24 protein-coding genes are annotated in these 26,867 nt (G+C 59.1%); 22 read left to right on the plus strand and 2 right to left on the minus strand.

The window, feature by feature from the left end:
- The 21 genes from AB4P97_RS12645 (at position 1) to AB4P97_RS12745 (ending at position 23,674) form a co-directional block, all read left to right on the plus strand.
- Positions 1-1,170, plus strand: coding sequence for a JmjC domain-containing protein (locus AB4P97_RS12645; protein WP_395602764.1), 1,170 nt, complete (start codon positions 1-3; stop codon positions 1,168-1,170).
- Positions 1,163-1,588 carry a GNAT family N-acetyltransferase gene (locus AB4P97_RS12650; RefSeq protein WP_042559863.1) on the plus strand — a complete coding sequence of 142 codons (426 nt, stop codon included), beginning with the start codon at positions 1,163-1,165 and terminating at the stop codon, positions 1,586-1,588. Before AB4P97_RS12645 ends, AB4P97_RS12650 begins: the two co-directional genes overlap by 8 nt.
- 243 nt (positions 1,589-1,831) lie before the next feature.
- Complete coding sequence (locus tag AB4P97_RS12655) at positions 1,832-2,584, plus strand: secretin N-terminal domain-containing protein (protein WP_395602765.1); 753 nt, start codon at positions 1,832-1,834, stop codon at positions 2,582-2,584.
- A gap of 474 nt (positions 2,585-3,058) precedes the next feature.
- Complete coding sequence (gene aceA, locus AB4P97_RS12660) at positions 3,059-4,384, plus strand: isocitrate lyase (protein ID WP_010458877.1); 1,326 nt, start codon at positions 3,059-3,061, stop codon at positions 4,382-4,384.
- A 581-nt stretch (positions 4,385-4,965) separates the two neighbouring features.
- Entirely contained in the window at positions 4,966-5,379 is a 414-nt protein-coding gene (locus AB4P97_RS12665) for an NADH-quinone oxidoreductase subunit A (protein ID WP_003223812.1), read from the plus strand.
- Between the two features lie 10 nt (positions 5,380-5,389).
- A complete protein-coding gene (locus AB4P97_RS12670; protein WP_042559865.1) occupies positions 5,390-6,064 on the plus strand; it encodes an NADH-quinone oxidoreductase subunit B family protein in 675 nt (224 codons plus the stop codon).
- Positions 6,065-6,137: 73 nt separating this feature from the next.
- Positions 6,138-7,922 (plus strand): NADH-quinone oxidoreductase subunit C/D, encoded by a 1,785-nt coding sequence (nuoC, locus tag AB4P97_RS12675; RefSeq protein WP_047302093.1) that lies wholly within the window; start codon positions 6,138-6,140, stop codon positions 7,920-7,922.
- A 2-nt stretch (positions 7,923-7,924) separates the two neighbouring features.
- Complete coding sequence (nuoE, locus tag AB4P97_RS12680; protein WP_042559867.1) at positions 7,925-8,422, plus strand: NADH-quinone oxidoreductase subunit NuoE; 498 nt, start codon at positions 7,925-7,927, stop codon at positions 8,420-8,422.
- On the plus strand, positions 8,419-9,771 hold the full coding sequence (gene nuoF, locus AB4P97_RS12685; protein ID WP_210623728.1) for an NADH-quinone oxidoreductase subunit NuoF: 1,353 nt from the start codon (positions 8,419-8,421) through the stop codon (positions 9,769-9,771). The genes nuoE and nuoF overlap by 4 nt, the downstream gene beginning before the upstream one ends.
- A 135-nt stretch (positions 9,772-9,906) precedes the next feature.
- Positions 9,907-12,621 carry an NADH-quinone oxidoreductase subunit NuoG gene (gene nuoG, locus AB4P97_RS12690; RefSeq protein WP_042559869.1) on the plus strand — a complete coding sequence of 905 codons (2,715 nt, stop codon included), beginning with the start codon at positions 9,907-9,909 and terminating at the stop codon, positions 12,619-12,621.
- Positions 12,618-13,625: an NADH-quinone oxidoreductase subunit NuoH gene (gene nuoH / locus AB4P97_RS12695; protein ID WP_042559870.1), complete on the plus strand. Its 1,008-nt coding sequence runs from the start codon at positions 12,618-12,620 to the stop codon at positions 13,623-13,625. Before nuoG ends, nuoH begins: the two co-directional genes overlap by 4 nt.
- Positions 13,626-13,636: 11 nt before the next feature.
- Positions 13,637-14,185 (plus strand): NADH-quinone oxidoreductase subunit NuoI, encoded by a 549-nt coding sequence (gene nuoI / locus AB4P97_RS12700; RefSeq protein ID WP_007920177.1) that lies wholly within the window; start codon positions 13,637-13,639, stop codon positions 14,183-14,185.
- A 9-nt stretch (positions 14,186-14,194) separates the two neighbouring features.
- Positions 14,195-14,695, plus strand: coding sequence for an NADH-quinone oxidoreductase subunit J (gene nuoJ / locus AB4P97_RS12705; protein ID WP_042559872.1), 501 nt, complete (start codon positions 14,195-14,197; stop codon positions 14,693-14,695).
- Positions 14,696-14,698: 3 nt separating this feature from the next.
- Positions 14,699-15,007 carry an NADH-quinone oxidoreductase subunit NuoK gene (gene nuoK / locus AB4P97_RS12710; RefSeq protein ID WP_003223790.1) on the plus strand — a complete coding sequence of 103 codons (309 nt, stop codon included), beginning with the start codon at positions 14,699-14,701 and terminating at the stop codon, positions 15,005-15,007.
- Positions 15,004-16,857, plus strand: a complete 1,854-nt coding sequence (nuoL, locus tag AB4P97_RS12715; RefSeq protein WP_047301931.1) for an NADH-quinone oxidoreductase subunit L — start codon at positions 15,004-15,006, stop codon at positions 16,855-16,857. The genes nuoK and nuoL overlap by 4 nt, the downstream gene beginning before the upstream one ends.
- 39 nt (positions 16,858-16,896) lie before the next feature.
- Positions 16,897-18,429, plus strand: a complete 1,533-nt coding sequence (nuoM, locus tag AB4P97_RS12720) for an NADH-quinone oxidoreductase subunit M (RefSeq protein WP_042559874.1) — start codon at positions 16,897-16,899, stop codon at positions 18,427-18,429.
- A 7-nt stretch (positions 18,430-18,436) separates the two neighbouring features.
- Positions 18,437-19,900, plus strand: coding sequence for an NADH-quinone oxidoreductase subunit NuoN (nuoN, locus tag AB4P97_RS12725; RefSeq protein ID WP_042559875.1), 1,464 nt, complete (start codon positions 18,437-18,439; stop codon positions 19,898-19,900).
- Between the two features lie 476 nt (positions 19,901-20,376).
- Complete coding sequence (locus AB4P97_RS12730; RefSeq protein ID WP_261736161.1) at positions 20,377-20,505, plus strand: hypothetical protein; 129 nt, start codon at positions 20,377-20,379, stop codon at positions 20,503-20,505.
- Positions 20,506-20,553: 48 nt separating this feature from the next.
- The gene (locus tag AB4P97_RS12735) at positions 20,554-21,786 is read left to right on the plus strand and encodes a YcaO-like family protein (protein WP_042559876.1); all 1,233 of its coding nucleotides are present in this window, start codon (positions 20,554-20,556) and stop codon (positions 21,784-21,786) included.
- Positions 21,783-22,751 (plus strand): trans-aconitate 2-methyltransferase, encoded by a 969-nt coding sequence (locus tag AB4P97_RS12740; RefSeq protein ID WP_042559877.1) that lies wholly within the window; start codon positions 21,783-21,785, stop codon positions 22,749-22,751. Before AB4P97_RS12735 ends, AB4P97_RS12740 begins: the two co-directional genes overlap by 4 nt.
- Positions 22,752-22,831: 80 nt before the next feature.
- On the plus strand, positions 22,832-23,674 hold the full coding sequence (locus AB4P97_RS12745) for an alpha/beta fold hydrolase (protein ID WP_395602766.1): 843 nt from the start codon (positions 22,832-22,834) through the stop codon (positions 23,672-23,674).
- Positions 23,675-23,954: 280 nt separating this feature from the next.
- On the opposite strand, the gene AB4P97_RS12750 is transcribed toward AB4P97_RS12745, so the two are convergent.
- Positions 23,955-24,419 carry a GNAT family N-acetyltransferase gene (locus AB4P97_RS12750; protein ID WP_042559878.1) on the minus strand — a complete coding sequence of 155 codons (465 nt, stop codon included), beginning with the start codon at positions 24,417-24,419 and terminating at the stop codon, positions 23,955-23,957.
- A gap of 487 nt (positions 24,420-24,906) precedes the next feature.
- Here AB4P97_RS12750 and AB4P97_RS12755 point away from each other — a divergent pair, with 487 nt between their 5' ends.
- On the plus strand, positions 24,907-26,232 hold the full coding sequence (locus AB4P97_RS12755) for an OprD family porin (protein ID WP_395602767.1): 1,326 nt from the start codon (positions 24,907-24,909) through the stop codon (positions 26,230-26,232).
- A gap of 212 nt (positions 26,233-26,444) precedes the next feature.
- Here the strand turns inward: AB4P97_RS12755 and AB4P97_RS12760 are convergent, their stop codons facing one another.
- Positions 26,445-26,825: a DUF6124 family protein gene (locus AB4P97_RS12760; protein WP_042559880.1), complete on the minus strand. Its 381-nt coding sequence runs from the start codon at positions 26,823-26,825 to the stop codon at positions 26,445-26,447.
- Positions 26,826-26,867 lie beyond the last annotated feature (42 nt).

The following is a 26,867-nucleotide window of genomic DNA, read 5'->3' on the forward strand; positions in this document are numbered from 1 at the left end:
ATGAATTCCGATATTCCTCTTCAACTTCTGGGCGGCCTCACGGCGCGCGAATTCCTGCGCGACTACTGGCAGAAAAAGCCACTGCTGATCCGTCAGGCGATTCCTGACTTCGAAAGCCCGATCGACGCCGACGAACTGGCCGGCCTGGCCCTGGAAGAAGAAGTTGAATCGCGCCTGGTGATCGAGCACGGCGAGCGCCCATGGGAGCTGCGTCGCGGTCCGTTCGCTGAAGACGAATTCAGCAAATTGCCGGAAAAAGAGTGGACCCTGCTCGTTCAGGCAGTCGACCAGTTCGTGCCGGAAGTCAACGAGTTGCTGGAAAGCTTCCGCTTTCTGCCGAGCTGGCGCGTCGACGACGTGATGATCAGTTACGCCGCACCAGGTGGCAGCGTTGGTCCGCACTTCGACAACTACGACGTGTTCCTGCTGCAAGGCCACGGCAAGCGCAACTGGAAAATCGGCCAGATGTGCGATTCCGAGAGCCCGCTGCTGCAACACGCGGACCTGCGCATCCTCGCTGAATTCGAACAGACTGAAGAGTGGGTTCTGGAACCGGGCGACATGCTTTACCTGCCGCCGCGCCTGGCCCACTGCGGCGTCGCCGTGGATAGCTGCATGACCTACTCGGTCGGCTTCCGCGCACCAAGCGCGTCCGAAGTGCTGACCCACTTCACCGATTTCCTCAGCCAGTTCCTGACTGACGAAGAGCGCTATACCGATGCCGACGCGCAGCCAGCGGTCGATCCGCATCAGATTCAACACGACGCACTGGATCGCCTGAAGAGCCTGCTCGCCGAGCACATGAGCGACGAGCGCCTGTTGCTGACCTGGTTCGGCCAGTACATGACCGAGCCGCGCTACCCGGAACTGGTCGTCGGCCCGGAAGAAGTCGAAGAAGAAGACTTCCTCAGCGCCCTGCAGGATGGCGCCGTGCTGATCCGCAACCCAAGCGCACGTTTGGCGTGGTCGGAAGTAGATGACGATCTGCTGCTGTTCGCCAGCGGCCAGAGCCGTTACCTGCCGGGCAAACTGCGTGAGCTGCTGAAACTGATCTGCGCCGCCGATGCCTTGCATGTCGACAACCTTGGCGAGTGGCTGAACGACGAAGACGGTCGTGGCCTGTTGTGCGAGCTGGTCAAGCAAGGGAGCCTGGGGTTCGCCGATGAATAAGATTCGCGTACGTGTCGCAGATTGGCAAAAGGACATCGCCGAGATCCGCCGCATTCGTGAGACGGTATTTATCGCTGAGCAATCGGTGCCACCTGAGCTGGAATGGGACGCGGATGACGCAAGCGCGGTGCATTTTCTGGCTTTTGAAGGCGACTTTCCGATCGGCACTGCGCGCCTGCTGCCCGACGGGCACATCGGCCGGGTGTCGGTGCTCAAAGACTGGCGCGGCATGAAGGTCGGTGATGCGCTGATGCAAGCGGTCATCGCTGAAGCTGAAGCGCGCGGTCTGAAGCAGCAGATGCTCAGCGCTCAGGTGCAGGCTACGGCGTTTTATGAGCGCCTGGGTTTCAGCCTGGTCAGTGAAGAGTTCCTGGAAGCAGGGATTCCACACGTCGATATGGTTCGCCATTCGGCTTAAAACCGAGGCGTGGCCTTCGCGAGCAGGCTCGCTCCCACAGGGAACCTCAGTGGACACAGATTTGTGTCAAACAGAAAACCACTGTGGGAGCGAGCATTAGCTCGCGAAGAGGCCCTGAAGCACACTGTAAAACGCCCCGACATCCCACGATGCCGGGGCGTTTTGCTGTCTACGATTCAACTTGCCCCACCCCAGGCCGACAAACTGGCAATATCAAGCCTTTCGAAAGCGGAGATAACGGACATGTCCCTACGCACCCTGCTCACCACCCTGCTGCTCGGCTGCAGTTTTTCGGTGATGGCAGCCACAGAAGTCGTCCCCCTCAAGTACCGCACCAGCGCCGACATGCTGCCGATGGCGCAAGACTTCATCGGCAAGGACGGCCAGGTCAACGCCTATGGCAACCAGTTGATCGTCAAAGCCGAGCAGGACAAGATCGAGGAACTAAAGGCGCTGATCACTCAGCTCGACACGGCGCCAAAACGCCTGCTGATCACCGTCGACACCAATGAAAACAACGGCCGTGGCGATGAAGGTTATTCGGTCAATGGTGCGCAGACCCGCATCATCAGCCGCAGCACCTCCAGCCGTGACGGCGGCGTCCAGCAAGTCCAGGCCACCGACGGCATGCCGGCGCTGATCCAGGTCGGCCAGAGCGTGCCGATCACCAGCAGCCAGAGCAACTCCTACGGCGATTACAGCAGCCAGACCGAGTACCGCAACGTCACCCAGGGTTTCTACGTCACCGCCAGCGTCACCGGCGACATCGTTCACCTGGCAATCACGACCAATCGCGACCGCATGAGCCAGGAACGTCCCGATGTAGTGAACGTGCAAAGTACCGACACAACCGTCAGCGGACGTCTCGGCGAGTGGATCACTCTGGCCGGCGTGAATCGCCAGACTCAGGCCGACAAACAGGGCCTGGCCCGCAGCTACTCGACTCAAGGCCGGGATGACATGACCTTGAAGGTAAAAGTCGAAGCCTTGGACTAAACCACCGAAAACTGACTGATTAGTCGTATTAGACGAAAGATGTAGTGCTTGAAAAAAAGCACTACAAAACGTTTGACGAGGCAAAAAAGCGAAGGCATGATGGCCTCGCTCCCGCTAATCAGAGGCCCTGGCAAGGGTCTTCGAAGCGATGTTCGCATCTACCCCGCGAACCGCTTCGTGTCTGTACCGCCCACAAGGTGTGTTTGACGAGGTTGCCGACTGGAACGAAGTTGTCCCGAGGGACGGAAGCGTAATTAGGTAACCCGGCTTCACGCTGTAGTTCGTACAAAGGCCCACGACGCCCGAATGCGCCCGCAGTCCGCCCTTACCTGCTCACTTCCCCTCGAGCCCATCGTTCATCCCGTCGCCTACCCCGCCGAATCCGACTTGACCGCCTAAGCTTCTGGTCAGCGAGCGCAGGAATTTTCCACCGCAGAACAACTTTTCATAAAAGACGCGACGAGGTTTATCTCCATGGCACTGACACGCGAACAGCAAATTGCAGCCCTCGAAAAAGACTGGGCTGAAAACCCGCGCTGGAAAGGCGTGACCCGCGCTTACTCCGCTGCTGACGTCGTCCGCCTGCGTGGCTCGGTTCAACCTGAGCACACTTTTGCAAAACTCGGCGCCGAGAAGCTGTGGAACCTGGTCACCCAGGGTGCCAAGCCGTCCTTCCGTCCAGACAAAGATTTCGTCAACTGCATGGGCGCCCTGACCGGCGGCCAGGCTGTTCAGCAGGTCAAGGCCGGTATCCAGGCCATTTACCTGTCCGGCTGGCAAGTCGCTGCGGACAACAACTCCGCAGAATCGATGTACCCGGACCAGTCGCTGTACCCGGTGGACTCGGTTCCAACCGTGGTCAAGCGCATCAACAACTCGTTCCGTCGTGCTGACCAGATCCAGTGGAAAGCCGGCAAAGGCCCGGGCGACGAAGGCTACATCGACTACTTCGCTCCGATCGTGGCTGACGCCGAAGCCGGTTTCGGCGGCGTGCTGAACGCTTACGAGCTGATGAAGAGCATGATCGAAGCAGGCGCCGCCGGCGTTCACTTCGAAGACCAACTGGCTTCCGTGAAAAAATGCGGCCACATGGGCGGCAAAGTACTGGTTCCTACTCAGGAAGCCGTACAGAAGCTGACCGCTGCACGTCTGGCTGCTGACGTTGCCGGTACACCGACCATCATTCTGGCGCGTACCGATGCGAACGCTGCTGACCTGCTGACTTCCGATTGCGACCCGTACGACCAGCCGTTCGTGACTGGCGAGCGTACTCAGGAAGGTTTCTACAAGGTTCGTGCCGGTCTGGACCAGGCAATCGCCCGTGGCCTGGCTTACGCACCGTACGCCGACCTGATCTGGTGCGAAACCGCCAAGCCGGATCTGGACGAAGCCCGTCGCTTTGCTGAAGCGATCAAAAAGGAATACCCGGACCAACTGCTGTCGTACAACTGCTCGCCTTCCTTCAACTGGAAGAAAAACCTGGACGACGCGACCATCGCCAAGTTCCAGCGCGAACTGTCCGCCATGGGCTACAAGCACCAGTTCATCACCCTGGCCGGCATTCACAACATGTGGCACAGCATGTTCAACCTGGCGCACGACTACGCCCGCAACGACATGACTGCCTACGTGAAGCTGCAAGAGCAGGAATTCGCTGACGCCTCCAAGGGTTACACCTTCGTGGCGCACCAGCAGGAAGTGGGCACCGGCTACTTCGACGACATGACCACCGTGATTCAAGGTGGCACGTCTTCGGTAACCGCGCTGACCGGTTCGACCGAAGAAGAACAGTTCCACTGATCGACTTCACTGAGTAAACGGCCGTTGCGCAACGATTAAAAGCTAACCGCAGCGCTGCACATCTGACGCCCCGACTGGTTCGGGGCGTTTTTTTTCGCCTGCGGTTCCTCAAACGCCACAGACCTCTTGTGGGAGCGAGCCTGCTCGCTCCCACAGGTGTCGTCTTCAGCCTGCAAGACAAAACATTGATCCAGATCGGCATTCGCGCCAGGAAAATCAGCTAAAACGGACGCCGCCGCTACTTGCAGTAATGGGTATATAAGACAACTTCCCAACGACTGCGCCGCTAAATAGTTACAAAACCACCCCAAACGATATTAATTATCATTCAGTCACAACTATGTTCGTTACATCCACGACAAAACATTATTCATTGAAACCCGGCTAATGCCCGCAACGCATGGGCCTCAGGGCATTCGAGGTGCGCTATGTCCTTATTCCAATAAATAATTTCGCTATAGGAATTTTACTTGCTGGGTGTTTAGCCATAAAATCAGCGCGATTGATTGCTGCGACATATCGTCACTGCCTATTTCTTTATCAAGCTCAGAGACCTTTGCTCTCTGTTAAGGATTACCAGCATGCCCGAAGCGACAGGACTCATGGCCCACAACTGGGGCTTTGCCATTTTCCTTTTGGGTGTCGTCGGCCTGTGTGCCTTCATGCTTGGTGTCTCCAGCCTCCTCGGGTCAAAAGCCTGGGGCCGCAGCAAAAACGAGCCGTTCGAGTCGGGCATGCTACCTACCGGTGGCGCCCGCTTGCGGCTCTCAGCCAAATTCTATCTGGTCGCGATGCTCTTCGTGATCTTCGATATCGAAGCCCTCTTTCTCTTTGCATGGTCTGTGTCCGTCCGCGAAAGCGGCTGGACCGGATTCGTCGAAGCTCTCGTTTTCATAGCAATTCTGTTGGCAGGTCTTGTCTACCTGTTCCGAGTGGGCGCCCTTGACTGGGCTCCGGAAGCTCGTCGCAAGCGGCAGGCGAAGCTGAAACAATGAGGCTTTGGCAATGCAATACAATCTCACCAGGATCGACCCCGATGCTCCTAACGATCAGTACCCGATCGGCGAACGGGAAACCGTTTCCGATCCGTTAGAGGATCAAGTTCACAAAAACATTTTCATGGGCAAGCTCGAAGACGTGCTGAGTGGCGCGGTCAACTGGGGACGTAAAAACTCCCTGTGGCCGTACAACTTCGGCCTGTCGTGCTGCTACGTGGAAATGACCACCGCCTTCACGGCACCCCACGACATCGCGCGCTTTGGCGCCGAAGTTATCCGGGCATCGCCGCGTCAGGCCGACTTCATGGTTATCGCCGGTACCTGCTTCATCAAGATGGCGCCGATCATTCAGCGTCTCTATGAGCAAATGCTCGAACCGAAATGGGTTATCTCCATGGGTTCGTGCGCCAACTCCGGCGGCATGTACGACATCTACTCTGTGGTTCAAGGGGTGGACAAGTTCCTGCCGGTGGACGTCTACGTACCTGGCTGCCCGCCCCGTCCAGAAGCATTTCTGCAAGGCTTGATGCTGTTGCAGGAATCGATTGGCAAGGAGCGTCGCCCGCTTTCCTGGGTCGTTGGTGATCAAGGCGTTTATCGCGCCGACATGCCTTCGCAGAAGGAACAGCGCCGCGAACAGCGAATCGCAGTGACCAACCTGCGCAGCCCTGACGAAGTCTGATCCAGATCTGTTCTTAACAAGAAACGAGAAGCTGGCTTCATTCTTTACGTTGACCGAAAGCGAAAAAATAACCATGACTACAGGCAGCGCTCTGTACATCCCGCCTTATAAGGCAGACGACCAGGATGTGGTCGTTGAATTGAACAACCGTTTTGGCCCAGAGGCGTTCACCGCCCAGCCAACCCGCACCGGCATGCCGGTGCTGTGGGTGGCGCGTGCCAGACTCGTCGAAGTCCTGACTTTCCTGCGCAACCTGCCCAAGCCGTACGTCATGCTCTATGACCTGCACGGCGTGGACGAGCGTCTGCGCACCAAGCGTCAAGGGCTGCCATCGGACGCCGAGTTCACCGTGTTCTATCACCTCATGTCGCTTGAGCGTAATAGTGACGTGATGATCAAGGTCGCCTTGTCCGAGAGCGACCTGAGCTTGCCGACCGTCACCAGCATATGGCCGAACGCCAACTGGTACGAGCGTGAAGTCTGGGACATGTACGGCATCGACTTTAAAGGCCACCCGCACCTGTCGCGCATCATGATGCCGCCGACCTGGGAAGGTCACCCGCTGCGCAAGGACTTCCCGGCGCGCGCCACCGAATTCGATCCGTACAGCCTCAACCTCGCCAAGCAACAGCTTGAGGAAGAAGCCGCGCGCTTCCGTCCTGAAGACTGGGGCATGAAGCGTTCCGGCGTGAACGAGGACTACATGTTCCTCAACCTTGGCCCGAACCACCCTTCGGCTCACGGTGCCTTCCGTATCATTCTGCAACTGGACGGTGAAGAAATCGTCGACTGCGTTCCGGACATCGGCTACCACCACCGTGGCGCCGAGAAGATGGCCGAGCGTCAGTCCTGGCACAGCTTCATCCCGTATACCGACCGTATCGACTACCTCGGCGGCGTGATGAACAACCTGCCGTACGTGCTCTCGGTCGAGAAGCTGGCCGGCATCAAGGTGCCCGAGAAGGTCGACGTCATCCGCATCATGATGGCCGAGTTCTTCCGGATCACCAGCCACCTGCTGTTCCTGGGTACTTACATCCAGGACGTTGGCGCAATGACGCCGGTGTTCTTCACCTTCACCGACCGCCAGAAGGCGTACACGGTGATCGAAGCCATTACCGGTTTCCGTCTGCACCCGGCCTGGTACCGCATCGGTGGCGTTGCCCACGACCTGCCGCGCGGTTGGGAAAAACTGGTGAAAGACTTCGTTGAATGGCTGCCAAAACGCCTCGACGAATACACCAAGGCTGCCCTGCAGAACAGCATCCTCAAGGGTCGTACCATCGGCGTTGCCGCCTACAACACCAAAGAGGCCCTGGAATGGGGCGTCACCGGTGCCGGCCTGCGTTCGACCGGTTGCGATTTCGACCTGCGTAAAGCGCGTCCGTACTCGGGCTACGAGAACTTCGAGTTCGAAGTGCCGCTGGCCGCCAACGGCGATGCCTACGACCGCTGCATGGTGCGCGTTGAAGAAATGCGCCAGAGCATCAAGATCATCGACCAGTGCATGCGCAACATGCCGGAAGGCCCGTACAAGGCGGATCACCCGCTGACCACGCCGCCGCCCAAAGAGCGCACGCTGCAGCACATCGAAACCTTGATCACGCACTTCCTGCAAGTTTCGTGGGGCCCGGTCATGCCGGCTAACGAATCCTTCCAGATGATCGAAGCGACCAAGGGCATCAACAGTTATTACCTGACGAGCGACGGCGGCACCATGAGCTACCGTACCCGGATCCGCACTCCAAGCTTCCCGCATCTGCAACAGATCCCTTCGGTGATCAAAGGCAGCATGGTCGCGGACTTGATTGCGTACCTGGGTAGTATCGACTTCGTTATGGCCGACGTGGACCGCTAAGCATGAACAGCACGCTTATCCAGACAGACCGTTTCACCTTGAGTGAAACCGAGCGCTCGGCCATCGAGCACGAGCTGCATCACTACGAAGACCCGCGCGCGGCGTCGATCGAAGCCCTGAAGATCGTTCAGAAAGAACGTGGCTGGGTGCCGGATGGCGCCCTGTATGCCATCGGCGAGATGCTCGGCATCCCGGCCAGCGACGTTGAAGGTGTGGCGACGTTCTATAGCCAGATCTTCCGTCAGCCAGTCGGCCGTCACATCATTCGCGTCTGCGACAGCATGGTCTGCTACATCGGCGGCCACGAGTCGGTGGTCAGCGAAATCCAGAACAATCTGGGCATCGGCCTGGGTCAGACCACCACCGACGGTCGTTTCACCCTGCTGCCTGTCTGCTGCCTCGGCAACTGCGACAAGGCACCGGCGCTGATGATCGACGACGACACCTTTGGTGATGTGCAGCCTGCCGGCGTCGCCAAACTGCTCGAGGGCTACGTATGACCCTGACATCTTTCGGTCCTGCCAACCGCATTCAGCGGTCGGCCGAAACTCACCCCCTGACCTGGCGTCTGCGTGACGACGGCGAGGCCGTGTGGCTCGACGAGTACCAGGCCAAGAACGGTTACGCCGCAGCGCGCAAAGCCTTCGCCGACATGAGCCAGGACGACATCGTCCAGACCGTGAAAGACGCAGGCCTCAAAGGTCGCGGCGGTGCAGGCTTCCCCACGGGCGTCAAGTGGGGCCTGATGCCCAAGGACGAATCCATCAACATCCGCTACCTGCTGTGCAACGCGGATGAAATGGAGCCGAACACCTGGAAAGACCGCATGCTGATGGAGCAACTGCCCCATCTGCTGATCGAAGGCATGCTGATCAGCGCGCGCGCGCTGAAAACCTACCGTGGCTATATCTTCCTGCGTGGCGAGTACACCACCGCCGCCAAGCACCTCAACCGTGCCGTGGAAGAAGCCAAGGCTGCTGGCCTGCTGGGCAAGAACATTCTGGGCTCAGGCTTCGATTTCGAGCTGTTCGTCCACACTGGCGCCGGGCGTTACATCTGTGGTGAAGAAACCGCACTGATCAACTCCCTCGAAGGCCGCCGCGCCAACCCGCGCTCCAAGCCGCCCTTCCCTGCCGCCGTCGGCGTGTGGGGCAAGCCGACTTGCGTGAACAACGTGGAAACCCTGTGCAACGTGCCGGCGATCATTGCCGACGGCGTTGACTGGTACAAATCGTTGGCCCGCGAAGGCTCTGAAGACATGGGCACCAAGCTCATGGGCTTCTCCGGCAAGGTCAAGAATCCGGGGCTGTGGGAATTGCCATTCGGCGTCACCGGTCGCGAGTTGTTCGAAGACTACGCCGGCGGCATGCGCGACGGTTTCAAACTCAAGGCCTGGCAGCCAGGCGGGGCCGGTACCGGTTTCCTCCTGCCAGAACACCTCGACGCACAAATGTACGCCGGCGGCATTGCCAAAGTAGGCACCCGTATGGGTACCGGTCTGGCCATGGCGGTGGATGACAGCGTCAACATGGTCTCGCTGCTGCGCAACATGGAGCAGTTCTTCGCCCGCGAATCCTGCGGTTTCTGCACCCCGTGCCGCGATGGTTTGCCATGGAGCGTCAAGCTCTTGATGGCCATCGAACAGGGCAAGGGTCAGCCAGGCGACATCGAGACCCTGCTGGGTCTGGTCGGTTTCCTCGGCCCGGGCAAAACCTTCTGTGCTCACGCACCGGGTGCCGTGGAGCCGTTGGGCAGTGCCATCAAATACTTCCGTCCAGAGTTCGAAGCCGGTATCGCGCCTGCAAGCGCCGTCCCGCCTCTGGCAAGGCCGATCGTAATCGGCGCGTAAACGCTTAAAAGGCGAAGGGTCCGTGCCCTTCGCCTTTCGTCCGATGACGCCTTTCGGGGCTGACTGGATTCGGACGGATAACAAGATTCCATTAGCCACGCCCGCTGACACCGGGCCAACGAAGACCTTTGAACCATGGCCACTATCCACGTAGACGGCAAAGCGCTCGAAGTCGACGGGGCAGACAACCTGTTACAGGCATGTCTGTCGCTGGGCCTCGACATTCCATATTTCTGCTGGCACCCCGCGCTAGGTAGCGTCGGGGCCTGCCGCCAGTGCGCGGTCAAGCAGTACACCGACGAGAACGACACCCGTGGTCGCATCGTCATGTCCTGCATGACGCCCGCCACCGACAACACCTGGATCTCCATCGACGATGATGAGTCCAAGGCATTCCGCGCCAGTGTTGTCGAATGGCTGATGACCAACCACCCGCACGACTGCCCAGTCTGTGAGGAAGGCGGTCACTGCCACCTGCAAGACATGACAGTGATGACCGGCCACAACGAGCGCCGTTATCGCTTCACCAAACGTACTCACCAGAATCAGCAACTGGGCCCGTTCATTTCCCACGAAATGAACCGCTGCATCGCTTGCTACCGCTGCGTGCGTTTCTATAAAGACTACGCTGGCGGCACCGACCTCGGTGTGTTCGGCGCCCACGACAACGTGTACTTCGGTCGCGTCGAAGACGGCACCCTCGAAAGCGAGTTCTCCGGCAACCTCACCGAGGTCTGCCCGACCGGGGTGTTCACCGACAAGACTCACTCCGAGCGCTACAACCGCAAGTGGGACATGCAGTTCTCGCCGAGCATCTGCCATGGCTGCTCGAGCGGTTGCAACATCTCTCCGGGCGAGCGTTACGGCGAACTGCGTCGCATCGAAAACCGTTTCAACGGTTCGGTGAACCAATACTTCCTGTGCGACCGTGGCCGTTTCGGTTATGGCTACGTCAACCGCACCGACCGTCCACGTCAGCCGCTGCTGGCCGACGGCACCAAGCTGAGCCTCGACGCTGCGCTGGATAAAGCCGCCGATCTGCTGCGCGGTCGCAACATCGTCGGTATCGGTTCGCCGCGTGCCAGCCTCGAAAGCAACTACGCGTTGCGTGAACTGGTAGGCGCCGAACACTTCTACTCGGGTATCGAAGCGTCCGAACTGGAGCGCATCCGTCTGGTCCTGCAAGTGCTGAATGACAGCCCGCTGCCAGTACCGAACATGCGTGACATCGAAGATCACGACGCCATCTTCGTGCTCGGTGAAGACCTGACCCAGACCGCCGCCCGTATGGCGTTGTCGCTGCGTCAGTCGGTCAAGGGCAAAGCCGAAGAAATGGCCGACGCCATGCGCGTACAACCATGGCTCGATGCCGCGGTGAAGAACATCGGTCAGCACGCGCTGAACCCGCTGTTCATTGCCAGCCTGGCTGAAACCAAGCTCGACGACATCGCCGAAGAATGCGTTCACGCAGCTCCGGACGATCTGGCGCGCATCGGTTTTGCTGTGGCTCACGCACTGGATGCCAGCGCACCGGCTGTTGAAGGCCTGGACGCTGAAGCACTGGAACTGGCCAAGCGCATCGCTGATGCCCTGCTCGCCGCCAAGCGTCCGCTGATCATCGCCGGTACTTCGCTGGGTTCCAAAGCGCTGATCGAGGCTGCTGCCAATATCGCGAAGGCTCTGAAGCTGCGTGAGAAGAACGGTTCCATCAGCCTGATCGTGCCGGAAGCCAACAGCCTCGGCTTGGCGATGCTCGGTGGCGAATCGGTTGATGCTGCGCTGCAAGCAGTGATTGATGGCAAGGCCGACGCTATCGTCGTGCTGGAAAACGATCTCTACACCCGCACCGCCAAAGACAAGGTCGATGCAGCCCTGAACGCCGCGAAAGTGGTGATCGTCGCTGACCATCAGAAAACCGCTACCAGTGATCGCGCGCATCTGGTTCTGCCAGCCGCGAGCTTTGCTGAAGGCGACGGTACGCTGGTCAGCCAGGAAGGTCGCGCCCAGCGTTTCTTCCAGGTTTTCGATCCGCAATACCTGGACGCGAGCATTCTGGTGCACGAAGGCTGGCGCTGGCTGCACGCCCTGCGCGCCACCCTGCTGAATCAGCCAATCGACTGGACGCAACTCGACCACGTGACCGCTGCCGTTGCTTCGAGCACCGCGCAACTGGCGCGTATTGTCGACGCTGCACCGTCCGCGGCGTTCCGTATCAAAGGTCTGAAACTGGCGCGTGAGCCGCTGCGTTATTCCGGTCGCACCGCGATGCGCGCCGACATCAGCGTTCACGAACCTCGCACCCCGCAAGACAAAGACACCGCGTTCGCCTTCTCCATGGAAGGTTACTCGGGCTCTGCCGAACCGCGTCAGCAAGTGCCGTTTGCCTGGTCGCCGGGCTGGAACTCGCCGCAAGCCTGGAACAAGTTCCAGGACGAAGTCGGTGGTCACCTGCGCGCTGGCGATCCGGGCACCCGCCTGATCGAAAGCACTGGCGATTCGCTGAACTGGTTCGCTGCCGCGCCGCGTGCGTTCAACCCGATGCCGGGTACCTGGCAAGCCGTGCCGTTCTTCCACCTGTTCGGCAGCGAAGAAACCTCTTCGAAAGCCGCTCCGGTTCAGGAACGTATTCCAGCGGCTTACGTTGCACTGGCCAAGTCCGAAGCGGATCGCCTGGGCGTCAACGAAGGTGCGCTGCTGAGCCTGAACGTGGCCGGTCAGACCCTGCGTCTGCCGCTGCGCATCAATGAAGAACTGGGCGCAGGTCTGGTGGCATTGCCTGCGGGCATCGCCGGCATTCCACCGGCATTCGCCGGCGTATCCGTCGACGGTCTGCAGGAGGCAGCGCAATGACCTGGTTCACCCCTGAAGTGATCGATGTGATCCTGACGGTCGTCAAAGCCATCGTGATTCTGCTGGCCGTTGTGGTCGCAGGCGCGTTGCTCAGCTTTGTCGAACGTCGCCTGCTGGGCTGGTGGCAGGACCGTTACGGTCCGAACCGCGTTGGTCCGTTTGGTATGTTCCAGATCGCCGCCGACATGCTGAAGATGTTCTTCAAGGAAGACTGGACGCCACCGTTTGCCGACAAGGTGATTTTCACCCTGGCACCGGTTGTGGCCATGTCGGCCTTGCTGATTGCGTTCGCGATCATCCCGATCACCCCGACCTGGGGTGTCGCGGACCTGAACATCGGCCTGCTGTTCTTCTTCGCCATGGCCGGTCTGTCGGTCTACGCGGTGCTGTTCGCCGGCTGGTCGAGTAACAACAAGTTCGCCCTGCTGGGTGCCTTGCGTGCCTCGGCGCAGACCGTGTCCTACGAAGTGTTCATGGGCCTGGCCCTGATGGGCATCGTGGTGCAGGTCGGTTCGTTCAACATGCGCGACATCGTCGAGTACCAGGCGCAGAACCTGTGGTTCATCATTCCGCAGTTCTTCGGCTTCTGTACCTTCTTCATCGCTGGCGTCGCCGTGACTCACCGTCACCCGTTCGACCAGCCGGAAGCGGAACAGGAACTGGCTGACGGTTACCACATTGAATACGCCGGCATGAAATGGGGCATGTTCTTCGTTGGCGAATACATCGGCATCATCTTGATCTCGGCGCTGCTGGTCACCCTGTTCTTCGGTGGCTGGCACGGTCCGTTCGGCATCCTGCCGCAACTGTCGTTCCTGTGGTTCGCCCTGAAGACCGCGTTCTTCATCATGCTGTTCATCCTGCTGCGCGCCTCTATCCCGCGTCCGCGTTATGACCAGGTGATGGACTTCAGCTGGAAGTTCTGCCTGCCACTGACCCTGATCAATTTGCTGGTGACCGCTGCGGTTGTGTTGTTGAACACGCCCGCGGTTGCGGTTCAGTGAGGATTTGACCCATGTTCAAATATATTGGCGACATCGTTAAGGGTACCGGTACCCAGTTGCGCAGCCTGGTCATGGTCTTCGGCCATGGCTTTCGCAAGCGCGACACCCTGCAATACCCGGAAGAAGCGGTCTACCTGCCACCACGCTACCGTGGTCGCATCGTCCTGACCCGCGACCCCGATGGCGAAGAACGCTGCGTAGCCTGCAACCTGTGCGCCGTGGCGTGCCCGGTGGGTTGCATCTCGCTGCAGAAAGCTGAAACCGAAGACGGTCGCTGGTACCCGGACTTCTTCCGTATCAACTTCTCGCGCTGCATTTTCTGCGGCCTCTGCGAGGAAGCCTGTCCGACCACCGCAATCCAGTTGACTCCGGATTTCGAGATGGCCGAGTTCAAACGTCAGGACCTGGTGTACGAGAAAGAAGATCTGCTGATCTCCGGCCCCGGCAAAAACCCTGATTACAACTTCTATCGTGTTGCAGGTATGGCAATCGCTGGCAAGCCGAAAGGCTCCGCACAGAACGAAGCCGAACCGATCAACGTGAAGAGCTTGCTGCCTTAAGGAAGAACGATGGAATTCGCTTTCTATTTCGCATCGGGTATCGCTGTCGTGGCCACGCTACGTGTGGTCACCAACACCAACCCTGTGCACGCCCTGCTCTACCTGATCATCTCGTTGATCGCCGTGGCCATGACCTTCTTCGCTCTCGGCGCACCGTTCGCCGGTGTGCTGGAAGTGATCGCCTACGCTGGCGCCATCATGGTGCTGTTCGTGTTCGTGGTGATGATGCTCAACCTCGGCCCCGCCGCGGTTCAGCAGGAACGCGTCTGGCTCAAGCCCGGCATCTGGGCCGGGCCGGTGATTCTCGCCGGCCTGCTGCTGGCCGAATTGCTGTATGTGCTGTTCGCTCACCAGAGCGGCCAGGCCATCGGCCACACCACCGTCGATGCAAAAGCCGTGGGCATCAGCCTGTTCGGCCCGTATCTGCTGGTGGTCGAACTCGCCTCGATGCTGCTGCTTGCCGCAGCCGTCACGGCGTTCCATTTGGGCCGCAACGAGGCGACGGAGTAACTTATGCCTGCTATCCCTCTTGAGCATGGTCTGGCGGTTGCCGGCATCCTGTTCTGCCTCGGCCTCGTCGGCCTGATGGTTCGTCGCAACATTTTGTTCGTGTTGATGAGTCTGGAAGTGATGATGAACGCCTCTGCACTGGCCTTCATCGTTGCAGGCGCCCGTTGGGGCCAGCCGGATGGACAGATCATGTTCATCCTGGTGATCAGCCTTGCAGCTGCCGAGGCCAGTATTGGCCTGGCGATCCTGCTGCAACTGTATCGCCGCTTCCACACGCTCGATATCGACGCTGCCAGTGAGATGCGCGGATGAACCTAATCTTTCTGACTTTCGTATTCCCCCTGATCGGGTTCCTGCTGCTGTCGTTCTCTCGTGGACGCTGGTCGGAAAACCTCTCGGCGCTGATCGGCGTGGGTTCCATTGGCTTGTCGGCGATTGTCACCGCCTACGTCATCTGGCAATTCAACGTCGCGCCTCCCGAAGGCGGTCACTACACCCTGGTGCTGTGGCAGTGGATGGCAGTGGAAGGCTTCAAGCCTGACTTCGCCCTCTACATCGACGGCCTGTCGATCACCATGCTCGGCGTGGTGGTGGGCGTGGGTTTCCTGATCCACCTGTTCGCCTCCTGGTACATGCGCGGTGAAGCGGGTTACTCGCGCTTCTTCTCGTACACCAACCTGTTTATCGCCAGCATGCTGTTCCTGGTCCTGGGCGATAACCTGTTGTTCCTGTACTTCGGCTGGGAAGGCGTGGGCCTGTGCTCGTACCTGTTGATCGGTTTCTACTACAGCAACCGCAACAACGGTAACGCCGCACTCAAGGCCTTCATCGTGACCCGGATCGGCGACGTGTTCATGGCCATCGGCCTGTTCATCCTGTTCCAGCAAGTGGGCACGCTGAACATCCAGGAACTGCTGGTGCTGGCACCGCAGAAATTCCAGGTCGGCGACTTCTGGATCACCCTGGCGACCCTGATGCTGCTGGGCGGCGCTGTCGGTAAATCGGCACAACTGCCATTGCAAACCTGGCTCGCGGACGCGATGGCCGGCCCGACCCCGGTTTCGGCACTGATCCACGCCGCAACCATGGTTACCGCTGGTGTTTACCTGATTGCGCGTACCCACGGTCTGTTCACCCTGGCGCCGGACATCCTGCACCTGGTCGGCATCGTTGGTGGTGTGACGCTGGTACTCGCCGGTTTCGCCGCTCTGGTTCAAACCGACATCAAACGTATCCTCGCCTACTCGACCATGAGCCAGATCGGCTACATGTTCCTGGCGCTGGGTGTGGGTGCCTGGGATGGCGCGATCTTCCACCTGATGACCCACGCCTTCTTCAAGGCGCTGCTGTTCCTTGCCTCCGGTGCGGTGATCGTTGCCTGCCACCACGAGCAGAACATCTTCAAGATGGGCGGCCTGTGGAAGAAACTGCCACTGGCCTACGCCAGCTTCATCGTCGGCGGCGCGGCTCTGTCTGCCCTGCCACTGGTGACCGCGGGCTTCTACTCCAAGGACGAAATCCTCTGGGAAGCGTTCGCCAGCGGCAACCAAGGTCTGCTTTACGCAGGTCTGGTCGGCGCGTTCATGACTTCGCTGTACACCTTCCGCCTGATCTTCATCGCGTTCCACGGTGAAGCCAAGACTGAAGCCCACGCCGGTCACGGCATCGCTCACTGGCTGCCATTGTCGGTGCTGATCGTGCTGTCGACGTTCGTCGGCGCCATGATCGTGCCGCCGCTGCATGGCGTACTGCCGCAAAGCGTTGGCCATGCCGGTGGCGAAGCCAAGCACAGTCTGGAAATCGCCTCGGGCGCCATCGCTCTGGCCGGTATCCTGCTGGCGGCCCTGCTTTTCCTCGGCAAGCGTCGCTTCGTGACGGCGATTGCCAACAGCGGCGTCGGGCGTTTCCTGTCGGCCTGGTGGTTCGCTGCCTGGGGCTTTGACTGGATCTACGACAAACTGTTCGTCAAGCCGTACCTTGCGATCAGCCACATCCTGCGCAAAGACCCGCTCGACCAGACCATCGGTCTGATCCCGCGTATGGCCAAGGGTGGTCACACTGCCCTGAGCCGCACCGAGACCGGTCAACTGCGTTGGTACGCTGCTTCGATGGCTGCTGGTGCCGTGCTGGTAATCGGCGCCATCGTGCTGGTAGCGGTCTGATATGAACCTTGCGAATTTGCGAAAGGAAACGAGCCCGTCATGATTCTGCCTTGGCTAATCCTGATCCCCTTCATCGGCGGCCTGCTGTGCTGGATGGGTGAGCGCTTCGGCGCTACCCTGCCCCGCTGGATTGCGCTGATCACCATGTCCCTGTTGCTCGCGATCGGCCTCTGGCTGTGGGCAACCGGCAACTATTCATTTGCCCCGGCGCCTGGCGCCGATCCGACCTGGGCGCTTGAGTTCAAGCACATCTGGATCGCGCGTTTCGGCATCAGCGTGCACCTGGCCCTCGACGGCCTGTCGCTGTTGATGATCCTGCTGACCGGTCTGCTGGGTATCCTCTCGGTACTCTGCTCGTGGAAAGAGATTCAACGTCACGTTGGCTTCTTCCACCTGAACCTGATGTGGATCCTGGGCGGTGTTGTCGGGGTGTTCCTCGCCCTCGACCTGTTCATGTTCTTCTTCTTCTGGGAAATGATGCTGGTGCCGATGTACTTCCTCATCGCGCTCTGGGGTCACAGTTCTTCGGACGGCAAGAAAACCCGGATCTACGCAGCAACCAAGTTCTTCATCTTCACTCAGGCTTCCGGCCTGATCATGCTGGTGGCGATCCTCGGTCTGGTACTGGTCAACTTCAACAACACTGGCGTGATTACCTTCAACTACGCCGACCTGTTGAAAACCAAGATGTCGATGACCACCGAGTACATCCTGATGCTCGGCTTCTTCATCGCCTTCGCGGTCAAGCTGCCGGTTGTACCGTTCCACTCCTGGTTGCCTGATGCGCACGCCCAGGCACCGACCGCAGGTTCCGTCGACCTCGCCGGTATCCTGCTGAAAACCGCTGCTTACGGCCTGCTGCGTTTCGCCCTGCCGCTGTTCCCGAATGCTTCGGCCGAGTTCGCGCCGATCGCCATGACCCTCGGTCTGATCGGGATCTTCTACGGTGCGTTCCTGGCGTTCGCGCAAACCGACATCAAGCGTCTGATCGCCTTCTCTTCCGTTTCCCACATGGGCTTCGTGTTGATCGGCATTTACTCCGGCAGCCAACTGGCCCTGCAAGGTGCAGTGATCCAGATGCTGGCGCACGGTGTATCGGCAGCCGCACTCTTTATCCTCAGCGGTCAGTTGTACGAGCGTCTGCACACTCGTGACATGCGTGAGATGGGCGGTCTGTGGTCGCGTATTGCTTACCTGCCGGCGATCAGCCTGTTCTTTGCAGCCGCGTCGCTGGGCTTGCCGGGCACGGGTAACTTTGTCGGCGAGTTCCTGATCCTGATCGGTTCTTTTGCAAGCTGGCCCTGGATCACTGCGATTGCCACGTCCGGTCTGGTGTTCGGTTCGGTCTACTCGCTGATCATGATCCACCGTGCGTACTTCGGCCCGTCCAAATCGGATGCGGTCTTGCACGGTATGGACGCTCGCGAACTGATCATGGTGCTAGGCCTTGCGGTGCTGCTGATTTACCTCGGCGTCTACCCGCAACCGTTCCTCGACACTTCTGCCGCCACGATGCATGGCGTACAGCAGTGGCTCGGCACCGCCTTCACTCAACTCGCTTCGGCCCGGTAAGAGCGCTATGGAATTCACGATTCAACACTTTATTGCGCTTGCGCCACTGTTGATCACCAGCCTCACCATTATCGTGGTGATGCTGGCAATCGCCTGGCGCCGCAACCACTCGCAGACCTTCCTGATTTCGGTGGCGGGTCTGAACCTGGCCTTGCTATCGATCCTGCCTGCCTTGAAAGTCGCGCCTCTGGCCGTCACCCCATTGCTGCAGATCGATGCGTTCGCATGCCTGTACATGGCGCTGATCCTGGTCGCCACCCTCGCCTGCGTCACCCTCGCCCACGCCTATCTGGGCGACGGCGGTTCGGGTTACCCGGGCAACCGTGAAGAACTGTACCTGCTGATCCTGATGGCCGCCGCCGGTGGTCTGGTTCTGGTCAGCGCGCAGCACCTGGCCGGGTTGTTCATCGGTCTGGAACTGCTGTCGGTGCCGGTCTACGGTCTGGTGGCTTACGCCTTCTTCAACAAGCGTTCACTGGAAGCCGGCATCAAATACATGGTGCTGTCGGCCGCCGGTTCCGCGTTCCTGCTGTTCGGTATGGCGCTGCTCTACGCAGACGCCGGCTCGCTGAGCTTCACCGGTATTGGTCAGGCACTGGCTGCCACTGGCCTGCCTAGCCCGCTGGCACAACTGGGCCTGGGCATGATGCTGATCGGTCTGGCGTTCAAGTTGTCGCTGGTACCGTTCCACCTGTGGACGCCGGACGTGTACGAAGGTGCTCCGGCACCGGTCGCCGCGTTCCTCGCGACCGCTTCCAAAGTCGCCGTGTTCGCGGTGATGGTGCGTCTGTTCCAGATCTCCCCTGCTGCCAGCAGTGGCGTACTGAGCGACGTGCTGAGCGTAATTGCTGTCGCCTCGATCCTGTTCGGTAACCTGCTGGCCCTGACCCAGAGCAACCTCAAGCGTCTGCTCGGTTACTCGTCCATCGCGCACTTCGGCTACCTGCTGATTGCACTGGTGGCGAGCAAGGGTCTGGCGGTGGAAGCCATCGGCGTCTACCTGGTCACCTACGTGATCACCAGCCTCGGTGCCTTCGGCGTGATCACCCTGATGTCCTCGCCGTACAACGGCCGTGACGCGGATGCCCTGTACGAATACCGCGGCCTGTTCTGGCGCCGTCCGTACCTGACCGCCGTACTGACCGTGATGATGCTGTCCCTGGCCGGTATCCCGCTGACCGCAGGCTTCATTGGCAAGTTCTACATCATCGCTACCGGTGTCGAGTCGCACCAATGGTGGCTGGTCGGTTCGTTGGTACTGGGCAGCGCCATCGGCGTCTTCTACTACCTGCGCGTGATGGTCACCCTGTACCTGATCGAGCCAAACCTGCGTCGCCACGATGCCGAGTTGCACTGGGAACAAAAGGCGGGCGGCGTCATGCTGCTGGCCATCGCCCTGGTTGCGTTCTTCCTCGGCGTTTACCCGCAGCCGTTGCTGACTCTGGTTCAGCAGGCGGGTCTGGCGGGCTGATTGCCCGGTTGGATTTAAGCTACAAATGAAAACGGCACCTTCGGGTGCCGTTTTTTTTGGATATATGTGCAGCGCCCGCCTGTCCCCTCTCCGCCGGATACCTGCCCTTGCTGTGGTTGTAGGAACGCATTCAATCAACGCAGGGAAAACTCATCTCATGCGATGGAAAATTCCCAGGAGATGATTGCCAGATTTGTGTCTCTCACAAGACTCGCTGAAATATCCCACACCCTCCGCGCAAGAAACCCTGGCAAGCACACCACATCCCTCAGACACATCACAAGAACTCCCCCGGACAAAAGCGGCTGGCTCCTGACGTCCCGCGGTTCAATCACAAGATGATGTGTACGTATTTCAACCTCCCATCACTCCCGGAACTGAAACTTCCGGACATTTTTGACCGTTCACAGCCCGCCTAATAGATTCGATCCGTGCAATCAAAAGCACCTTCATCCACAAAAAAAAGGAATTGATCCATGGGCTACATGAGCAGCTGGAACGCCAACAAAATCGTTGAACTGGACGAGGAGCAAGCTCGCGATCCGGAGCACATCGAAGCACTGCAACTGAGTGAGGAAGAGCTGGCCGAACTCGATGCGCAGTGAGTGAACGGACGGGGGTGAAAGCCCCCGTTCTTTTGGAGGATGGAAATCATGGACAGTAACTGGATGATCGAGCGAGAACTGACAGCGGACCAGGCCTGCCAGCGCATTCAAACTGAATTGAGTCGGCTGGGAATGACGCCCGCTACGCTCACCTTGGGTCAGGACGTTGTTGCGGTACAGGCGACCTTTACTGACAGCAATGGTCTGCCTGTCGCGCGCGGCGCCGGCAAAGGTTATGCAGTTCAGGCAGCCATCGGTGCGCTCTACGAAACGCTTGAACACTATTGGACAGACTCGCTCTCGGTGCAGAATGCCCACGCTATTCCCGTGGACTACTTCGCAGACAACGCGATCTTCAACCAAGACCCGGTGCGACTCCTTTCCAGCCAGCAGAACCGCCGAATCGCCTGCCGACGCTACACCTGTCCTCAAGGACACGACCCTTTTTATTACCCGCTCGCGCTGACGTCGCCCAACACACAGCAGTTTTTTGATCAGCAGACCGCGGACTGCCGCGCCTTGCGCCGATACTCGAGCAATAGCGGCACCGCCATCGGCGCCAGTTACGACGAGGCCCTGCTGCATGCCATCAATGAATGCATCGAACGGGACGCAGTTTCGTTGTTTTTGCTGGATCATTTTTATTATCGGAATCAACCGCCACTGCGCCGGATCGCCCGCCCCGGCAATGGCGATACCCTGGGCCAACTGTGGACGGATGTCGAAAGGGAAATCGGCGCGGAGGTCGTGCTGGTGGATATCAGTACCGAATTCGCTGCGCACACTTTCCTGGCGTTTTGCGCCGCATCCGGTGACCGGATTCATGTTTTCGGTTCAGGTTGCTCCCTGGACCCACGCCATGGTGCCTGGCGCGCGCTGACGGAACTGGCGCAGTTGCATCACGTCGCAGAGGGGCCTGAATACACGCAGCATTTGCTAAACGCGAAGCGTCACTTAAGTCCCTTCCCCCGACTATTGCGCTGCCTGCTATTCAATCCTGAGGATCTGCTGCATCGCTGCGCTCAGTCCACGGTGACCCTGCCCCAGGCCAGCGCGCAAAGACCGTTGCCACTGCAGATTGAACAGTTGACCACGAACCTTCAACGACACGGGCGCCGCCTCGGCGTATCCACGGTGCATCAAACCAGCCTTGGCACCAGCCTGGTCAATGTGGTGATACCCGGGCTGGAACGGTTTTTTGTCGTGTCCAGCGGCAACGTGGTGATTCCCCACTCACGAGGTCGAAGGCTGGGCAAACAGCATCACGGAGTGAGCCCATGAATAACCCAGCCATTGTCTGCTCAAAGGAACGTGAACTGGAACTGGAACTGGCAGAAAACCTGTCCGACCACATCACAAGCGCAGGCCCGATCAGTTGTTTCGTCGAATCGACTCGCAACGGCCTGCATCAGGTATTTATTCTGCGAGTCCGCGACCAGGACTGGGTCGGCCGCAAAGTCTTGCAGCGAGACCCTTGCAATCGCTGGGGCCTGAGCAGCCTGTTGAACCCCACCATGCTGCTCGGCCCCCACAGGCAGTCGCAATGGGGCAACGACGGCGTGTCGATCTACTTTCAAACCTCAACGTTGAAAGAAAGAACTGAAGCCTTTGACGCCGCGCTGAACTGTCCAGATAGCGAGATTCATTTTCCCTACGCGGTCATCGATGAACGCGGTGACGAGGCTGTTTGCCCCTCCGATTACTGGCAAGGTAACCCATCGCTGGCTGCGCAACTGAACGCCGACGAGTTCCACTTTCGCGAACACTGCGTGAGCGTACTGCGGCCATTGCTCAAACCGGACGACCTGATTTACGACCCGGCCTGCTCGACGGGTGACTTCATCGCCCATCTGGCTGCCGAACTCACCGACGGCCGCTATCTGGGCACAGACCGTTCGGTCTCGATGATTGAATATGCGCAACAACGTCACGCTACGTCCACTGCGCAGTTTCGCGTGATGGAGGCGACAGCCTGCGTCGACGCCTCTATTCGCTGCGACGTGCTGATTGTTCGTTTCCTCAATGCCGAAGTCATGACCCGCCGCGAAGCACACGGCGCGTTTGATAGCCTGGTGCGCTGCGTGAACCCCGGCGGCACAATCCTCGTGTTTGGTCATACCCCGGTGTTGCTTGCCATGCGCTGGCTGGCTCACACCTTTGGTCTGGCGATTATTTCCAGTGTGGCGGCGCGTAGCGGGCGGCAAGAGTTGTTCCAGTTCTACCGCCTGACGCTTCCCACCGCATGACCCGCCTCAACGGATACCTTCTCACCGCTGACGGCCACCAACTGTACTGGGAGCGCCACGGAACACGCGGTGGTGAGCCCGTGTTCTTCTTGCACGGGGGCCCGGGTGGGCGCTGCAGCCGTCATCATCTGGAATTCTTCGACCTGCGTTGCTTCGACGTGATTTTGATTGACCAGCGCGGATGTGGTCGATCGCGCCCTTACGGGCAGACGCGAGACAACAACACGACCCTGAACGTCGAAGACATCAACGCCTTGCGCCTGCACCTTGGTTTGCAGCGCATCAGTCTGCTGGGTGTCTCCTGGGGCACCTGGCTGGCCATTCAATACCAGCAACGGTACCCCGCCACTTTGCTGAAAACCACATTGGTGTCTGTGTTCGTTCCGTTTGCAGCGAACACTTACGCCTATGAAGAAGCAATCAACGCAGCCTTGCGCCATGCCGGTGGCGGTACCACGCGCGACATCCACCAAATATTGAATGATGGCTGTCATGAGCAACAGCACCAGGCCGCCATCAACTGGTTGCAGGCTTCGTTACGACTCAACGGGCAGACAATGCCAATGGACGCTCTCGGCAGGTTTGCCGATGAAGAAGCCATTCTCGCCATCCGCCTGGAATTGCATTACCACGTCAATCGCTACTTCTTCAGTGCCGATAGCGAAGACGTTTCGCTCAATTCCGACACCCTGATAATCCAGGGCGTCAAAGACACATTCGGCATGTCCAGCCTGCGTTGGTTACGGCAGCGCCAGCCCGTGCAAAGCCGCCTGCTGCGCGCCGGGCACAACGCTTTCGAATGGCCTATATTGAAAACCGTACGCGAGTCGTTGAAACGTGAATGCGCGTCAGACGCTTTTCCCCCAACCGTAGTCCCCCTTGCAACCTTGAACCGAACCGATCTGGCAAAGCCGCCCAGATGACGAAATTGCAATTCCCAATCACCCTCACGCGCATTAACTAAACCAAGGCTGGGGCGCCGTGTCCCCGGTCAACCAGCGCGGTTGATACGAATTTACTTGTAGAAGCTCCTTGCGCCTTTGAAAAGAAGTGGAGTGAGCCTGCTCGCGATGGTGTCAGGTCAGCCAATATCGCTGAGCTTGATCCCGGTGATTTCAGTGAAGATCTTGGCCAGCGCCTTGGACTCGGAAGCGGGCCCTGCTGCGCAGTCCAGCGGGAGCAAGCTCCCTCGCCACAATCGCATCACAGTTTCTTCACCATTGGCACGCACGCCAGTTGCAGACCCGAAGACGATTGGTAAATCGCACTCCCCTCCCCGATGTAACCGCAGCGCCGGTAAAAATCGGCAGCGTTCAACGTCGCGTCCAGACAGACCTCTGTCAGCCCCAGCACCCTCGCCAGATCTTCGAGAAAGTGCAAAACGTGTTTGCCCAATCCCCGTTGCATGAAATCCGGATGAATGAAGATTGCACCGATTTCACGGTGCTCCACATCAAGCATTCCAGTTGCCACTGGCTCGCCCTCAACCCAGCCCAGATAGAAATGCTTTTCCATGAGCGTGTCGTAACCGTCCTCAGCCGAGCCCTGGGTCCAGTGATGCATTTGCTGCTCGGTGTAAGCACCGATGCATTGATGCCTGATCGCCAAGCGTCGTATGTCGAATGCGGTTTGGGCGTCATTCGCGCCAGCTTTTCTGATTTCTAACATTTCTCTCTCCATGAGCCATGTGCTGACAGGAAAAAAAAAGCCCCGTCCATTTCTGGCGGGGCTTCGGGTACACGTCAAATGACAAACACGTATGACCTTATGGCCCGCCGGAAGCGGTCATGCAGGAGCACATCATGGTCATTCGATATTGGGTGTTCATGGGGCGATAGTGCTGTGAATTGTTCCGATACGTCAATCGCGAAGTCTCTTGATGGGAGCGAGCCTGCTCGCGAAGGCCTCGGCACTTCCACCATCCTCAGTGCCTGACACTCCGCTACCGCGAACAGGCGCGCTCCCACAGGTTTGTGTGGAATTCACAAACTCCAGGTACGCCCACATGACGAAATTGTAATTGCGCCATCACCTCGGCGTTATCCGCAGCTTGTAACGATGTTACCCGGCGACCATGCCGGCGGGCCTTTGCCCGTCGAACAATAAAATCCACGCCGAAGCACGTTCCCGTTCTGCCGAACCCAAGGAGTGTTTGATGGTTAACAATACAAAAATGTCGATGGCCGCTTTAGCGGTGGTGGTTGGCTCCGGGCCGTCCATGGTGTTTGCAGAAGAAAAAGCCGAGGGCTTTATCGAAGGCAGCAGCCTGACGGTGCTCAACCGTAATTTCTATTTCAATCGTGAGCACCGCAACGGCCAGCCCAGCCCGACCGGCAACGGTTATTCCGAGGCCTGGTCGCACGCGGTGATCAGCAAGTTCGAGTCCGGCTTTACCCAAGGCACCGTCGGGGTCGGTGTTGATGCGTTTGCGATGATCGGTTTGAAACTCGACACCGGTGACGGGCGCAACGGTGGCCGCAGTTCGTTTGATGTACTGCCGGTCAACAGTGACGGCGAGGCGCGGGACGAATACACCAAGGTCGGGGGCGCCGCGAAAGTGCGGGCATTCGATACGGTGGTCAGGGTTGGTGATGTGTTCCCGGCCAACCCGGTAGTAGCGGCAGGAGACTCTCGTTTGCTGCCAGAAAGCTTTCGCGGCGTGACGGCGACCAACACCAGTATTGAAGGTCTGTCGGTTCAGGGTGGTCGACTGCACGCGATGAGCCAACCGGTGTCCAGCGACATGCGCGAGAACTTCGCAACCTTCTATGCCGGCCCGGTCAATTCGCCGTGGATCGCTTATGGCGGCGGCGATTACGTGCTGAACAAAAACCTCAGTTTCAGCCTGTACTCCAGTCGCCTCAAGGATGCCTGGAATCAGTACTACGCCGGCACCGCGTGGACGTATCCGCTATCGGATGACTTGTCGCTGTTTGGTGGTTTGAATTACTACAAGGCTGTCGACGAGGGCAAACAACTGCTCGGCGAGTTCGACAACGACATCTGGAGCGGCCGTGTCGGGGTGAAACTCGGCGCGCATTCCGTCGCCCTCTCCCACCAGCGCAACAACGGCAACGACGATTTCGATTACCTGCGCCAGTCCGATTCGATCTTCCTCGACAACTCCATCCAGTACAGCGACTTCAACTCGCCCAAGGAACGTTCATGGATGGTGCGCTACGACCTCGACATGAGCACTTACGGCGTACCGGGCTTGTCGTTCATGACCCGCTACGCGCGCGGCACCGACGCCGACTATTCCAACGCCAACGCCGTGTACATGCGCCGCGATGCAGAGGGTAATCCGCTGACCGATCAGAAGCGCTGGGAGCGGGATATCGAAGTCAAATACGTGGTGCAGAGCGGTTCGTTGAAGGACATATCGCTGCGCTTGCGCCAGGCCACCACTCGCGCCACCGCGTTCGAGTCGGACCTGGATGAAGTGCGGGTGATTGTCGAATATCCGTTGGCGATTCTCTGAGTTCACGAGCAATGCACATTCACCTTTAGAAGCTCCTTGCTCCTTTGGAAAGAGGTGAATTTTTTGGCGTCCTTTGGGGCGCCTTTTTTATGTCCGGACTTCAACGCAACGCCAAAACCTGTGGGAGCGAGCCTGCTCGCGAAGACGTCGGCACAGCCAACGCCATCGTCGGTTGACTCACCGCTTTCGCGAGCAGGCTCGCTCCCACACGATTATGCGGTGGGCTCAACGTTATCCAGCGCCCTGTTCACCGCGAGTTCGCCAAGCATCACCACTTGTGCGATACCGAGCAGGGTCTTGCGATGCGTGCCTTGCAGCAGCGCCGCGAAGTCGCCGAGCATGACGCTGGCCGAGCCCAGGGATTCGCTGGCGTTGGCCAGCAGGGATTCGGTGTCGGCCTTCGGATTGACCTGGAACATCTGGTTCTGGACGTAGGGCGTGGCCATGATGGCGGCCGTGGGTTTGAGGTAGAAGTCGAGGGCGCGGTCGGCGGCTTCGTGGAGTTTTCGGGTGTCTTCGCAAACGTAGGGGGACGTTGTATTGGCGTCCGCAGGGACGGTTGTTTCGGGCGGATTGGGTGTTGGCTTTTTCATGATGAAACTCCGGTGTGGCAATGGAGCTGGCCCATTCGGTTC

The organism is Pseudomonas sp. A1230, assembly GCF_044218825.1.
Classification (GTDB): Bacteria; Pseudomonadota; Gammaproteobacteria; order Pseudomonadales; family Pseudomonadaceae; genus Aquipseudomonas; species Aquipseudomonas iridis.